The following is a 14010-nucleotide window of genomic DNA, read 5'->3' on the forward strand; positions in this document are numbered from 1 at the left end:
TTGGTGATTGAAGCTTGGATAAGGACGCAGATTTACGCCCCTACTTTTATCTACTGAATTGCTACCGTCATTGTGTAGTTGATTGGATAAGATGCTGGGTTAGTCACTTGAATGTGATAATCCTCAGTTATTGGTAAGCGTCCATGCCAAGCTTGAGCGCCAGACATATTACCGTTCTCAAGTACAGTACCATCCACCCCAAAAAGGGTTAACCAAGAAGGATTGCTTCCAGGTGAATTAACATTCACCGACATCAACTGTCCAGCCTTGGCTGCTGCAAAATAGGAGCGGGAAGTGTGAGGAGCAAGGCTACCACTAATGACTTCAGAAGTAGCTCCTGGGGTAAATTCAATACGTTGTGTACTAGGTTGTGGAGTATTGGGAACGATCGCTATTCTCAAGTTGTAGTCAACTCCAGCTGGTTTCAGTGCCTCGATATAATAATCTTGAGTTTTCGGCAAGCGGCCACGCCAATGAGTGAGGTTTTGAGGTGCGAGAATTAACCGTGTACCATCAGCACCAGACATTGTGAGAAAGATAGGAGATTGCGATGAATCTGCTTTGATAGTCATCAATTGGTTAGCATTGGCTCTGATTACATAGCGAACTGGGTAATAGTTTTTGTTGTGATATACCACTGTTGAAGTCGCACCTGCTGGAAATTCAATACGTTGTGTTTGATATCCCCAAGGCACTGTGCGAGCAGCAGCAGGTCGGTTCGGTAATACTGCGCCTGCAATCCCTAAACCAATAATGCTGAAGCAAATTAGGCTGTTAAGTGTACTTTTCATGATATTCACCTTGGTTGTAAAAGTTTTGAAGTTAATAGAATGTGTGTGAGGAATAGGGATCTAATACCAAGCTGTAATTCCTAATTAAGAAGGTCAGGCTACATTTAGGTTTTCAGGCTTCCATTTGTAGCCTTATTTTTAAGAATTGGTATAACGACTTACTTAAATAAATTGGGCATGGGTACGACTATTTGCCCCTTCAAGAATGATTAATATGTTGCTTGATCAAGACTAAAGCAAGCGTATTTTTTGCCAATGCATCAAGTCTTTGATGTTTATAGGCGGCAAGATAACACAGAGCGCGAAATCGCAAACCCATTAATTCCTCGTACAAAGGATTAAGCTTACATAAAGGTGGAATATGAGCGATCACGTGATTGAAAAATTTGATATTCCTTGCAAATGGACAAGTGCCTGGAATTAGTTGACATAATAATTCGGCTTGTTTATGATTTGAGATTTTGATGGTATTCAGTGTTTGTCGTATCGGATATAGCAAATTTAATTTATGTAGCTTCATAGTGAGTTTCCTTGAATCAATCTAAATAGTCAGGAATGTGGCTTCTTGGTTTATTCAATCTTCTCTTGGTGTATAGTCTGAGTGGCTGAAGATGGATAAATAAGAAAAAGCTATTGCGAGTAAGCTATTACAGTTGTAGATATTACTAATTTCCTCAGCAAGTAATCGCATTTAACTTGCTCCTCTGTTAACCGAAGATAATTTTCAGACGTAAATAAAATTGTCTAAAAAAGAATTTTGGTAAGCTTTAATTTCTCACAATACTAAATTGTACTTTAGTATTGTGTAATAATCCATTGGCACACCAATTTATTATCTTTAACAATCCAGAGAGCAATTAATTTACCCTTTTTTAGGGATGAGATAGCAATATTTTGAGACGTAGTTATTTGAGAATTATGAGAAGTTAGAAGATTCATGATTTTCCTCCAAGAATGCCAGTAGTTAATCAAATATTTTTAGCTAGTATGGACAGTGTATTCAAAAGTAGGGACGCGATGAATCGCGTCTGTCAGAAGCAAAAATTGCTCACTATATAATTCTTGATTCGAAATATATACATACCTCATTCACTTGCAAGTTGCTGTATATGGCCATCCATTCATCAGCTGATTACAAGACCAAGGATTGTTAAAATCGATAGCCAACACCAAATTGGAAGCTAACAGCGTCAGCGTCACTATTTTCATAAGCATTTAAACCATACTTGGCATCACCGAAGGCAATCACATTTTTATTCAGTGCAGTTTCTACACCACTGTCTAGTACTACTGAATTACGATTACCTATAGGAGTATCATCTCCTTTTGTGCCAATGAAAGAGTAGCCAGCACCTGCATAGAGATTCGTATTTTTGGCAACTGGTATATCGTAAGTAATGGTTGGTATCGTTGCGGTTGTTTTATCGTCAAAGAGAAATGAACCGCGAACTGAAACAGGTGTATTAGGAATAGTAACACGCCCTTGGATATCACCACCCAATTGAGCAGCTTCCTCATGGTGTCCACCACTGGTAACACCTGGGGCAATACCAACACCAATGTAGTTTCCTGTCATACCTTGTGAAACTGGAGCCGCAACCGCAGATTTTACAAATGAGAACGTCATTGTGCCAGTAATACCAAGTGAAAGCATACCAGTTAGTAAAGCTATTTTGGGATTTTTGATTAAACTTTTCATCTTCTTTTCTCCTCATTCTTTAGAAGTGATATAACTTTTTGGTCTGTAAAACCGAAACGCTTAACTTTGTATAACTACAGTTTCTAGTTTGGCTAGAGTTATGTGGGTGAAGAAAGATAAGTTAGCAATTAAGTTAAAGAGAAGTTAATATCTGAACATTAATAAATAGGGGCATACAGCAAGCAGTACACCCCTAAAGCAAATTTATTACAATTACTCTTTTTAAAATCAGCAAACGGGTAGAATTTCCCTTTTCATATCTAGATGAACTTCCTACGAAACAGGTTCAACAGGTGGAGGAAGAATCTCAATACCATACTTAGGAGCTGTCGTGAGGATCTTTTCCAAGTCTGCCGGACTTAGAGGTGGTACAGAAATAACTTGATTCGCTGGTCTTCCAACTTCTGCAATAAACTTTTCAAATCCAGCTGGTGTCACCCAAACTAACATCTTTGCAGGTAAAGAGCTTGTGTTAGTAAATTGATGTAATTGTCCTTTAGGAGAGTGCAGAAATGTACCAGGCGTTGCAATTACAATTTGCCCATCTAGATGAAATTCTAATTCCCCCTCTTGGATATAAAACGATTCATTTTCTTGCAAATGTCGATGAGGAGGCGTACCGCCTCCTTGCGGTGCAATTACTACTTGGCAGAGGGCATAAGCTTCTCCCGTCTCTTCACCCACTGCTTTGAAGGTATACAGATCCTGAGCAAACCAGTAAGAAGTCCCACCACCGGGTGGTTGTAGTAAACCTTTTTGTTGAATAGTCATTCTAATTCTCCTGAGCAATTACTGTTATGGGTGCATTAAATATCGCAAATGCTTTAGCCTATTCATGTAAGCACAATCAGCCCTGTCTACACAAATTTCTACACCCAAGTAAAAATCTGAGTAATGGCTCATGTGTCTATTAAATCTGCCAGATTTCAAAAATTGATAAAAGGTGCGTGAGTTTTATGCAATGGGAAGATTGTCAAATTCAAGGTGTAAGGAGTTGGAACTCCTGTGTCATTCATTACTTTAATAAAGTAATTTTCGGAAGCAGATAACCTCTTAAAGACTCTGTATCACTCCCTGGAACAAAATGAATACGTTACGCTGGAAGCACAATAGCAGCAGCAGGTTTTGTTGGTAAACTAAGCAAGGTTGTTCCTATCGTCCCTGTAGCCAATATACCTGTTAGTAATACATTCTTCAGAATGCTTTTCATGTTTTTTGCCTTTTTTATTCTTTGAGAACTAAACTCAAGGGTAATGCCGAGAATTTGTACAGTAATTTAGACAATTCTCAACTATAAATTAAATTTAGTACTTGCTAATTGATGGTTGAGGAGCATAAAAATGCTCCCCAAAAATTTAACACTAATTAAGAATTAGTTAATAATTCGGGACTAACGCAGCCCAGGTATTTGCGCCGACAACGCCATCTGGTGAAAGCCCTATTGCTTGTTGGAAGTTCTTAACAGCAGTAGTTGTTTCATCCAAAAAATTACCAGTTACAGGTAAGGCTGTCCCATCTGGCAAAGTACCATAACCTTCTAAAATTAAAAGCTGCTGTAAAACGGCAACTGTCAAACTGGAGTAAGTAGGTTGCTGAACTTGTTGCAGATCATCATTAAGATTGGTGATCGCAGTTTTAGTAACAGTAGCCATGAGCGTTTTCCTCTTTTTAATGAGTGTTAATTATGGGTGACTGAGTAACTCAGCACCACTAATATTGAGTTTCCTCTTTGCCAACATTTTTGAGGGTTAAGAAAGATAAGTTAGCTGATAAGATAAGGAAAATAATGCTTAAGTCAAATTTAGTGCATTTGTACTATTTAAATAAAAAGATAATTCCTGATCTAATACTACAAATTTTGACGAATTTACGTTCCAGCAGTGATTAAATCACGGATTGCTTGCAACTTATTTAAGGTGCAATAAACTTGTCCGAAATATTAACTTAGGAAAAGAAAAATGGTAAAACGTTAGATTGGGCGTCTACCATTTTCCACAATTAGTTATGATTTTAGATTATATACAAAAGTATCCACTACGAACAAAACAGATTTTAGGGATTAGTTACGAACAATTGCAATCACTGCTAAATTGCGCCTTAAAACGAAATCGATACATCAAAGCTAAACAAGAGAGTCATAAAATTAGAATTAATGCGGCTGGTGGTGGTCGTCCCGAAAAGTTATCAACCGAAGAACAAGTATGTTTATGTCTATTTTATCTAAGACAGATGCCAACATTCCAAGTATTAGGAATGCTATTTGGTGTTTCCAAAACCGAAGCTAATGATACATTTCACGACTGGATACCAATTCTTCGTGATATATTACCTGCTAGTTTATTAGAACAAGTATCAAATAATGAAAGTGATTTACTATTTGTTCAAGAAGTATTAACAAATTTTAGGCTATTAGTCGATAGCTTAGAACAGCCAATATATAGGGATTCTGACCAAAAAGAGCAACAGAAATATTTTTCTGGAAAGAAGAGACAACATACATTAAAAAGTCTGATAATTGGCATACCAGAAGGCAAAGATATTGTAGAGGTAGAAGTAGGTGTTCCTGGGCCAACAGCAGATATAAAATTGTTTCGTCAATCTCAAAATAAATTTGATAAATCTCAACCCTTTTCAGGTGATAAAGGCTTTCAAGGAGGTGAGAATATCACTACTCCTCATAAAAAGAAACCAAAACGAGAATTAACTCAACAGCAAAAAGATGAAAATAAGGCTTTATCTAGTAATCGGATATTCATTGAACATTTGATTCGATTACTTAAAATATTCCGCATAGCCTCACAAAGATTTCGCTTAAAGCTTGAGACGTATGAGCAGATTATTTTAACAGTTTGCGGATTAGTTAGGTTAAGAATTGGTAGCTTAGTTCTGCCAACTTAGCTAGTAGCAAAAATCATAAATTTTTAGAAATTAGGAGTTAATTTTTATGCCTCTAAATTATCACTAACTATCTCAAAGCCTTATAACTACGTATTTACGAAGATATCAAAGTTTTGCCCCAAAGCTTTGAACAGTCTGGCTTTGGAATTTTCGGACAAGTCTAATAAAACAAGCATAAACATACCTGCTCTTGGATTAATAATTTTGCTGGACGACCCCCACCAGACGCATTGATTCTAATTTTCTGTCTTTCTTGTTTAGTTTTAATTTCCTTATAACGATTTATGGCACAATTTAACAGTGATTGGAACTGCTCATAACTAATCCCTAAAATTTGTTTTGTTCGGTGCGGATATTTCTGGATGTAATCAAAAACCATAATTAATACAGACAAATGGTAGATACTCACTTAAACGTTTTACCATTTTTCTTTTCCTAAGTTAATATTCCGGACAAGTCTAAGGAATTAAGCGTATAAGTGACTCGTGCAACTGTATGTTTTGCCCCAGCAGCACAATGCGTTTCCCAGTTGGCTTGAGGCGATGGTAGAGATTTTTTACTTTGCTGACAATCTCCCAAGATAATGAAGGCGAATTCTTACCAATAAAAGAGTGAATATCTCCGAGAATGAAGACTCCATCACCACTAAAATTTGCAATGTAATCAAACACATATAATAGTGGGTCAGCGTGTGGTGGTTTCTTATACTCCGCCACTGGCTTAAACATCAAGCCCCCATCAGGTGCAATCAGACATTGTTCTAAACTGGAAACACCGAGGTTCCAGAAGAACACTGAACTTTTTAACTTATTTTTAGCTTCAGTAGTTAACCACTGAATAATCGTTGCTTCGTCGGGGGATAGCACATCAAGCGCTGCAATGGGGATTTGTGAATCAAGCGTGGAGAGTAAATTTGAGAGTTTCATTGTTTTGGTATTTCGTAAGGGACTGGAGATAATTCGTCATGAGTATTTACGAGTTTGACGATTACCTCATAGACTTCGGCATCGCCGTCAAAAACCTCAGCCATACCATTGCTGTGCGAGTAAGCGATTGCTGAAACAATGGCATTTAATAGCACACACAAACCCTCAGTGTTTGCTTTAATGATCACGGGCTGGCGTGTTTTCTGTTGTGTGTAAACGTGAACAAATGGGTATTCTTTAGCTAATTCGTTCATGATTGGTTTTGAGGGGAAAACTTGTTGATTCCCCCATATTGATTACTGACGCAGGCGTGTTTGACTACTGTTCGTAGTCCGAAGTTGTTGGGTTTGGGCTTCGTCCTTAAACTCCCGTTCGCCTACAACTCCAAGTGCTTCTTCAAACGGTTGCGTAGCTGATAAACAACTCAGCCCCTCAAATCCTTCCGCTTCTACTCGAACTTCACCTGTAGCATTGTCAAAATGAATCAATATCGAACGTTCCATGCGTTATCTCCTTGTATATTGCTGTTGTTGCTGATGTCCGCTGAAGGTAAGGCGTAGGGTTTGCAGAGTGCCATTCGTTTCCTGTGCGATCGCGCACTCTCCAAATAGCTCTTGAAGTTCGATAGCCTTGGCACGAACCATTCGTTGTCCATAAGCCAGCATTAACTTGTTACTAAAGAAGTCTTGTCCTAAACGCGGGTCTGTCTCGTAGGAGTCGTGTATCACGTCATACACCTCACTATCTTGATTCCACTTGAATCCGATGTCTGCACGGGCTTTAATCGTTCGACCAGACACGATAATTTGTGCGCTCCTTCCCTGGGAGCTACCGTAATAACCTCGCAGTGGTTGTGCTATTTCATGTACTTGCGGATTCAGTTTCAAATCCTGTAAAGCTTGTATCAGACATTCACGGTTAGTGAGCTTGGTTTTTACTGTTGAGAAATGCGACATAATTTATTTCCTGTGGAATTTAAATTGAAGAAATGTGATCAACGTACAAGTGCAATGCCATATGTGAGCTATTGTGGACATCGCACTTTTAAGACATCGGTAAAGTCAAGAGCGAATGCACGCTCGCTCTTGACCATTTCTTACCTAAACTTGAACGACATGACGGTAGCTTTTGATAAGCCCACATCGCCAGTCGCAATTGATTGCAGATTGCGTTGTTCATCTAACAACTTGGTGCGGATGGAATTTATCTTTTGCTGCAACTGGGAGCGCGTATCTGAGCCTAGATTCTTGGACTCAATCGCCGGATCATTCACAATTGAATCCAAGTGCGCCATCATCGCCTCCAAACTGCTGCCTGCTTCTGGACTAGCATTAGCTAGTAACACTCGAACTTTTTGAAGGTGTTTGTCCATTTTCTTCTTGAACAAGACTGGTTTCCTTCCTGGCTCCCAATCAGCCAGTTCCTCCAACAACTGCGCGGCGAGTTGTTCACCACCAGCGAGTGCTGACTCACGTAACCGCTGCTCCAGATTTTTGTCATACTGTTGGATGAACTTGGTAATCTGGTCGAGACATTCGGCTTGCTGCTGGTTAAGTTGCTCAGACAGTGCTGGGATAATCACTGGACGACCTATGATTACCTGGAGATAATCTTCAAGGTCAGTCAGAGTAGGGAAAGCTCGAAGCAAGTTGGCTTTTACTGATTCTTGCTTGTCCTGCGGTAATTCCCAAGTGTTAAGTGAGAGAAACTGGTCAATCCGCTCTTGATAATCAAGAAGTCCTGTTTCATAATCAACTTTTAATTGATTACGCAGTCCAGGCGCGATATTATCTCTGATATTGAGAAGTTGACTCCACACCAGGGGAGCTAAATCAATCGGACAAACCCAATCACCAGTATCACTACTCATCCATTCCTGGACTGAAGCAATCTCTTGTCTGAGTTGGGCGGCGGCTTCATCCAACTTCTTAAAGACCTTGATACCCCGTAAACCAACTTCGGAATTTGTTACTTTCACAAGGTCTGATTCGATTTCAGAGACTTCAGCTTTTAAGACATCTGCCCATTTAGGCGCAGCAGATTTTGTACTTTTCTTCAACTGAATGCGAAATCGAATACGAGTTTTGTTCAACTGTGAGAAATTATGACGTTCAACTACTGCATCAGTTAAGAAAGTTGCACTAGCAGCGTGATCAATTGCTTGTACCATTTTTGTTAATTCCCCAATTATTACTTTTCACTCTTGTGTAGCGAAGCTCTCTTGCAAAGGCATATACTGGAAACTAGACCACAACCCAATAAATCCCTGACTTCCGAACCATGTAGGATGTACGATTAATAGTTGCAGTTCCTAACTCGTGGCTATCTTTTAGTCGATGAATGTTTTTGATAGTTCGGTAAACTATCTTTGTAGACCCATTATTTTGTAATTTGATGGGTCGTTTAACAACTGGTGGTTTATAGATTGACATGACTCAAAATAATTGAAGTTGTTCAGGGGTTTCTTCAGTTGTAGATATCGAAGAGGTCATTCCTACTACTTCTTGACAACGGATTGCTAATTTAGTTCGGTTTAAAACTATGTCTGATTTCTTCTTATGCCCTGGAGTTGGTAAATGACCGAAGACATATCGAGGATTAGTACTAGTACCTGATTGACGCAAATACTGATATAACGCTCCATCAATTTGGTACACTTTTGATGGACTTAGTAACCTTGGATCGTAAACAGGATTAAGTTCCATTTTCGTTCTCCTGATTTAGTAAATACTTTCAATTTCTAAGCAGCGTAGCGATTGCCTAGAAATGCTTTCAAAAATTGCGCTCTCTTGTCTAGCTGTAAACTTTAAGCGATAGGGCTTTTCTCTTTAAATTCCCCTGACCATCGTCGCCGTTAGTTGTGATTGTTGGCTGTTGACGGCATTCGGATTTCTTGCACTGGTATTGCCAATGATTAATCTGCGTTTTTTGGGGATGTTCTACAAGAACAATCTTGCCTTTGTAATTTGGGTCTTTATTACTGATTAAATAAGCATCGCCGAGTGCATAAAATCCTGTAGTTATGTAATGCCGCTTATCTAACCCCATCAGTGCATTCCAAGCTGATTCGTGTTGTTGAGCTTTACTCATCTGCGGCAATTGTTGTAGAGTGTGTTATAGTTTATTGCTACCATTTGGTAATTATGTGGGAACTTTATAGAGATTTTAGTTCCCGCTTTTTTAGCAAATGTGATCAACTATTCTTAAGCAGTAAGTTTCTTCTTCCGTGGCTGGGATAATCTGGATGTACCGTTAGGTGAGCGAGGCGTTTGAGAAATAGGTGTAGGAATTGTACCAAACGGAGTACGAATTTCCAAATCTGTATTTAACTCTTCTTGAAGAACCATTAACCGCTTCAAGTGTGAGTCAATTTCAGCTAGGATTTGGGCTTCTTTTCTTGTTCTTCTAGGAGACGAATTTGTGTTTCTGGTAAACTTAGTGCCTGACTGGAAGTTTCATTGATTAATACTGTATAGTACCAACCTTCACGATTCTTTTGAACCGAGTAATTGATACCAATAATTTTTCCCTGTTGGGTACGCTGACCTATAGTAAAAAGAGGTTGGGATAAAGAGCGTGGAAGAGTTATTGTCGCTTGCATTTTCGTTACCTTTTGATTAATTAATGGTTGAAAGTGACAGAGGATTACGTCTCGACTCCGCTCAACGTAATGCTGAGCGAAGCCGAAACATTACAGATAGAAATGCTCGAAGATTAGGTTTAGTTTTTCCTTTTCTTCATCAGGCAATGCGTTAAAATCAAACTCCGATGAATCCCAAACTTCATTAAGACTCGTGGATTCGTCAACAATGTCTGCAATTAAACGCGTCTTGTCATCGTAATCCCAACCGTTAGCCAAAAGCCACGGCAGAACTCCCTCAGATTTCAACAGCTTAGACAGGTCGAACGAGTCAGAAAACTGCTGTAAGTTTTCGACAGTTGGATGAACGATTGTTGTTGTCATCAGATTATTTTAGGTAATGAATTTACAGCACAGTAAGCTGTAGATAAAGCTTGAGCAATTGATAGTGAAATTTGTTACAAGCCCTGTTTATAACTCACTGATGAATTCATACTTAAGACATCACTTTAAATAGGTTGCCATATCATCTGCAATAATGGATTATTACCAAATTAGCCGATTAGGCGGATTTTTCCGCCTATTTTATCAAGATTATCTGCTTAAAACACGATTTCATTCGCAGCTTTGACTACTTCTATTGCTTGACGCGCAATCACTTTAAAGTCCGTTTGCTCATTATAATTAGCGATGATTAGCTCAGACCCAGCCCACACACGACAGAACAACACAGTTCCCTTATCCCCTGCCTGCGGTTGAATTGTCACTGGGGAATAAAGCTGTTGTGGAGTCAACAAGGCAACGGCTGCTAATATGCTTTTTGAAAAGTGCGTATCGTAACCGCTTTCTAAAATGTAAAGTTTATCTGCTTGAATTGAAATCAACAATTTACATTTCTCTTCACCATTCCTGTCGCTCTTTTCAAATTTCAGTTCTCGCAGATATCCAGTCAGAGCAGTTTGGGTAATCGCAACTGGTTCATCATTCGATAACGTATACCACAACGATTTATTATGGCGATTGCAATAGACTTTGCAACTCCCAGCATCAGAGTGCAATCCCAATCTCGGTTTATTGATTGAAGCGACCAACTGCTTGAGTAATTCTTCTTGGCGCATCAAGAGGGCAAATAATTCTGATATTTGTTCAGGGGTCATTTCTTTATACCAACATTTTCACTCTCACCGTGGCGAAGCCCTTATCTCTAAGGAATAGCAGCAGTAAAATTGATTACTTATATTTTTCTATTTGACCTTATAATTGCTGCTTATAAGATGTTCATCAGTCGGTGGGTATAAAAACCCACCTCTTTCTTTATAAACACTATTTAGGGGTGGAATCAGCGAGCCTGCCATTTGCTGCTACTTAATTCTCAAAAGCTTTGTCTCGCAAACGTTAAATACGAACTATCTTTGACTTAGAAACAGTTGTATCATTTATTACCTTTAAAGTGCTACATTGCAGTTTATTCTGTCTAACGGAATATTGGTTAACTGCATAATTGCTTTATAGTAACAGTACAACCGAGCTAATCAAGCCCCATCTCGCCCTGTAGATGAGGCTTTTACTAGTATCTAGATTGAATGCGTGAAATGCCGTTGCATATATGATGCGTATCAGTATTTGTAAAGATATTTATCTGATACTATTCAAGCATTACCAAATCGTGTTCACACTAAAAAGCCAGATAGGCAACTGGCTTTTCAGTTTTCGTAGTCTTCCTAGCTACTTTAACCAAACCCTTTAGTAAGACAGAGGGCTTTTGGCTGCTGATGAGCAATTACACCACTACTAACTTCTGGCTGATATTCTACTAGCCTTCGCCATTCTTCAACCGTTAGTGTCTCGAATGGTCTATCTAACAAGTCTTCGCAACAAGTTAGTTGAGCCATCGACAACGACCACACCGCATCAAGAGCAGAGTCACACGGGACTTTTTGCTGATGTTCTGACGAAGCTCTTGTGACCCACCATCTGCCGTTAGTACAGCCTACTTGACCAAGCTTCTGGTCTTGGTAGTAAATACCATCGTCCAGGATTTCAAAACCGTACTTTTCACACTCGTCAGCAATCTGAACCATGATTTCATTCCCAGTTGTCGCGCCTGGAGCTTCTTGCTCTTGTACTGGTAGTGAGCCGGCTTTATACTCCCAGCAGATGTAGCGATGGCAAAGCATTGGGGTAGCAGCACGATGGAGTTCTTTCTCATTGACCATGACTACCCAGCGTTGTGTTAAGTGGTCGTCGTCGTATGTGATGCTGGCTATCAGTTTGTCATCAGCATAATATTCGTGGTAGCCAAAGCAGACTACTACTACTCTCAATTCTTCAACTTTGACGCAAGGAGTTACAGTTGTTGCAACTTGTGGCATAATTTTAAAACCTTCATTGGTTGATAAAGGCGATCGCAGAGTTTTCCGGACACAGTGATCGCCTTTTGATTTACATGAACAACGTTGTGCTTGCACAACGCTCTCATTCTAGATTTGGCGCAGCCTCATATTTAATGCTCTTAGCCGATGACCGTAGCTAACAGACAGAAGACACAGCGTTAGGCAACAAGCAGTTTCAAAAGTCAGGCTGAGTTCTGTCAGTAATTTTATTAAGAACTCCCGCAACCCTTATCTACCTTCAGCAGCTTTGACTATCCACTGCATCTGTTACCTGGGGGTATTGTTCTGTCCAGTTTTTTTCAAGGTTCAGGAGTGAGCGCCGCTTTATTTAACTGGGAGGCTGGTGCTTGGTTCCTCTATAATTAATAATTTACTACATAGTGTTGACATTAGTCAAGAGGCTAGAGCAAATTTTCTGAAGATTCTCTACATCTAACGCAAGTGCAGGATACAACTCCCAAATAGGTATTTCTAGTGCTTTACAGATAGCGATTGCATCTTCTTTGTCAATTGACTCTGGTCTGTTCGCCGCATTTCCCCATTCAAGATTGTGGATGAAAGACCTGCTAAACCCTGTTTTTGTTGCCAGTGCTTCACGGCTCATTTTCCCACGCATCTCTCTTAGGCGCTTTGCCATTTGTTCATTCCACGCAAAGCGAGATATGTAAGATATGTCCACTAACACTACCTCTTTAGCCATTTAATTACTTTTTTATTTTATCAACATGGTGTTGACAAAAGCGCATCTTTTGTCTACATTAAGTAGTACACCAGATAAAAGCAAAAGCGATCGCTTGCTCATGTGCAATGCGATGATTTTTGTTTGCGCCAATTGAAGGAATACAACTAGAAGGGATCACTTACAGCAAATGCTTGCGCTCCTTGAGCAATGCCAGAGCAATCGCATACGCTTGTACACGATTGCTGAGCGGGGCAATGCCTTTATGTGAGTGCGTCTGCGTTGATAAAAAACTTAGGATGTCCTTTGATTGCTTCTCCAGGCTTCTTTACCCACTCAGTAGAGCTTGTGCTATACCCCGGTGATCATGTCTCTAGACTATGTTTCGACTTGGAACGTTAACTCGATTTGGTTTGTAATGGTTGACTTGCGAACCCTTCGCGTTCGGGTGCAGGCGGTTCACTTTCCTTGCCCTTATGTTTATTAATCTAAACCATTAGCTGTTGTTTGTCAACCGTTAGCTGATGGTTTATGAATAAGTTGATTTTTAACAACCATTAGCTTATGCTTTATGAAAGCAGTTAATGGTTTATACCTCAATCAGAGGAGGTGAGTTCTACTACCGTTCTTTCCTTGACATCATCTTCAGCCCTTTCCTTCCATAAACCATTAGCTGTTAGTTGTCAACCAACAGCTTATAGTTAATGCTTCAATTAAAGGAGGTGAATTAGGATTTGGAAGTGAAAGTAACCATTACTATTGATGTTCCAGGGTTAGAGAACGATTTAGCCGAGGCAATGAAGCAGAAAGGTTTATCTTTTCAAAAACTTGGTGAGGCGGCTGGCGTTACAGGTACAGCTGTCTGGCAAATAACTAGTAACAAGAATAAATCTATTAAAGTCGAGACTCTCGGCCGAATAGTAAAAATACTTGGACTTGAGTGCCAGCCCAATATAGAATCACTTGCGATTGAAGAGGTTAAAAGTGCATTTGGCGAAACTTCTTAACTAAAAGCGATCGCCCACCGTCCAAAGTTAGCGATCG

At 39.5% G+C, this 14010-nt stretch carries 21 protein-coding genes and 1 pseudogene; 2 read left to right on the forward strand and 20 right to left on the reverse strand.

The window, feature by feature from the left end:
* Positions 1-50: 50 nt before the first annotated feature.
* The 5 genes from WKK05_RS03780 to WKK05_RS03800 all read right to left on the reverse strand — a co-directional run bounded on the left by WKK05_RS03780 (position 51) and on the right by WKK05_RS03800 (position 4142).
* Complete coding sequence (locus WKK05_RS03780; RefSeq protein ID WP_341528465.1) at positions 51-791, reverse strand: hypothetical protein; 741 nt, start codon at positions 789-791, stop codon at positions 51-53.
* Between the two features lie 199 nt (positions 792-990).
* Positions 991-1311, reverse strand: a complete 321-nt coding sequence (locus WKK05_RS03785) for a Mo-dependent nitrogenase C-terminal domain-containing protein (protein ID WP_341528466.1) — start codon at positions 1309-1311, stop codon at positions 991-993.
* A 630-nt stretch (positions 1312-1941) separates the two neighbouring features.
* Positions 1942-2490 carry an outer membrane beta-barrel protein gene (locus WKK05_RS03790; RefSeq protein WP_341528467.1) on the reverse strand — a complete coding sequence of 183 codons (549 nt, stop codon included), beginning with the start codon at positions 2488-2490 and terminating at the stop codon, positions 1942-1944.
* 273 nt (positions 2491-2763) lie between these two features.
* Complete coding sequence (locus WKK05_RS03795; protein WP_341528468.1) at positions 2764-3261, reverse strand: cupin domain-containing protein; 498 nt, start codon at positions 3259-3261, stop codon at positions 2764-2766.
* 605 nt (positions 3262-3866) lie between these two features.
* Positions 3867-4142, reverse strand: coding sequence for a peptidoglycan-binding domain-containing protein (locus WKK05_RS03800; protein WP_341528469.1), 276 nt, complete (start codon positions 4140-4142; stop codon positions 3867-3869).
* Between the two features lie 352 nt (positions 4143-4494).
* On the opposite strand from WKK05_RS03800, the gene WKK05_RS03805 reads away from it, so the two are divergent.
* Positions 4495-5388: a transposase family protein gene (locus WKK05_RS03805; protein WP_341525207.1), complete on the forward strand. Its 894-nt coding sequence runs from the start codon at positions 4495-4497 to the stop codon at positions 5386-5388.
* 160 nt (positions 5389-5548) lie between these two features.
* Here the strand turns inward: WKK05_RS03805 and WKK05_RS03810 are convergent, their stop codons facing one another.
* The 15 genes and pseudogenes from WKK05_RS03810 to WKK05_RS03880 all read right to left on the reverse strand — a co-directional run bounded on the left by WKK05_RS03810 (position 5549) and on the right by WKK05_RS03880 (position 12987).
* Positions 5549-5767, reverse strand: a complete 219-nt coding sequence (locus WKK05_RS03810) for a hypothetical protein (RefSeq protein ID WP_341528470.1) — start codon at positions 5765-5767, stop codon at positions 5549-5551.
* An 82-nt stretch (positions 5768-5849) separates the two neighbouring features.
* A pseudogene (locus WKK05_RS03815) lies at positions 5850-6314 on the reverse strand (ATPase); the annotation flags it as partial.
* Entirely contained in the window at positions 6311-6568 is a 258-nt protein-coding gene (locus tag WKK05_RS03820) for a hypothetical protein (RefSeq protein ID WP_341528471.1), read from the reverse strand. The gene WKK05_RS03820 and the pseudogene WKK05_RS03815, both read right to left, overlap by 4 nt.
* A gap of 42 nt (positions 6569-6610) precedes the next feature.
* Positions 6611-6817 carry a DUF2997 domain-containing protein gene (locus WKK05_RS03825; protein ID WP_341528472.1) on the reverse strand — a complete coding sequence of 69 codons (207 nt, stop codon included), beginning with the start codon at positions 6815-6817 and terminating at the stop codon, positions 6611-6613.
* 3 nt (positions 6818-6820) lie between these two features.
* Entirely contained in the window at positions 6821-7270 is a 450-nt protein-coding gene (locus WKK05_RS03830) for a DUF1257 domain-containing protein (protein WP_341528473.1), read from the reverse strand.
* Positions 7271-7410: 140 nt separating this feature from the next.
* A complete protein-coding gene (locus WKK05_RS03835) occupies positions 7411-8484 on the reverse strand; it encodes a hypothetical protein (RefSeq protein WP_341528474.1) in 1074 nt (357 codons plus the stop codon).
* A gap of 73 nt (positions 8485-8557) precedes the next feature.
* Entirely contained in the window at positions 8558-8746 is a 189-nt protein-coding gene (locus tag WKK05_RS03840; protein WP_341528475.1) for a hypothetical protein, read from the reverse strand.
* 3 nt (positions 8747-8749) lie between these two features.
* Positions 8750-9019 (reverse strand): hypothetical protein, encoded by a 270-nt coding sequence (locus WKK05_RS03845; protein WP_341528476.1) that lies wholly within the window; start codon positions 9017-9019, stop codon positions 8750-8752.
* A gap of 88 nt (positions 9020-9107) precedes the next feature.
* The gene (locus WKK05_RS03850) at positions 9108-9404 is read right to left on the reverse strand and encodes a hypothetical protein (protein ID WP_341528477.1); all 297 of its coding nucleotides are present in this window, start codon (positions 9402-9404) and stop codon (positions 9108-9110) included.
* Positions 9405-9517: 113 nt separating this feature from the next.
* Complete coding sequence (locus WKK05_RS03855) at positions 9518-9661, reverse strand: hypothetical protein (RefSeq protein ID WP_341528478.1); 144 nt, start codon at positions 9659-9661, stop codon at positions 9518-9520.
* A 29-nt stretch (positions 9662-9690) separates the two neighbouring features.
* On the reverse strand, positions 9691-9915 hold the full coding sequence (locus tag WKK05_RS03860) for a hypothetical protein (RefSeq protein ID WP_341528479.1): 225 nt from the start codon (positions 9913-9915) through the stop codon (positions 9691-9693).
* 90 nt (positions 9916-10005) lie between these two features.
* Positions 10006-10278 carry a hypothetical protein gene (locus WKK05_RS03865; protein WP_341528480.1) on the reverse strand — a complete coding sequence of 91 codons (273 nt, stop codon included), beginning with the start codon at positions 10276-10278 and terminating at the stop codon, positions 10006-10008.
* 218 nt (positions 10279-10496) lie between these two features.
* A complete protein-coding gene (locus tag WKK05_RS03870; RefSeq protein WP_341528481.1) occupies positions 10497-11051 on the reverse strand; it encodes a hypothetical protein in 555 nt (184 codons plus the stop codon).
* Positions 11052-11624: 573 nt separating this feature from the next.
* Positions 11625-12362, reverse strand: a complete 738-nt coding sequence (locus WKK05_RS03875) for a hypothetical protein (protein WP_341528482.1) — start codon at positions 12360-12362, stop codon at positions 11625-11627.
* Between the two features lie 298 nt (positions 12363-12660).
* Positions 12661-12987, reverse strand: a complete 327-nt coding sequence (locus WKK05_RS03880; protein WP_341528483.1) for a helix-turn-helix transcriptional regulator — start codon at positions 12985-12987, stop codon at positions 12661-12663.
* Between the two features lie 719 nt (positions 12988-13706).
* Here WKK05_RS03880 and WKK05_RS03885 point away from each other — a divergent pair.
* Entirely contained in the window at positions 13707-13973 is a 267-nt protein-coding gene (locus tag WKK05_RS03885) for a helix-turn-helix transcriptional regulator (RefSeq protein WP_341528484.1), read from the forward strand.
* Positions 13974-14010 lie beyond the last annotated feature (37 nt).

It is taken from the genome of Nostoc sp. UHCC 0302 (genome assembly GCF_038096175.1).
Taxonomy (GTDB): domain Bacteria; phylum Cyanobacteriota; class Cyanobacteriia; order Cyanobacteriales; family Nostocaceae; genus UHCC-0302.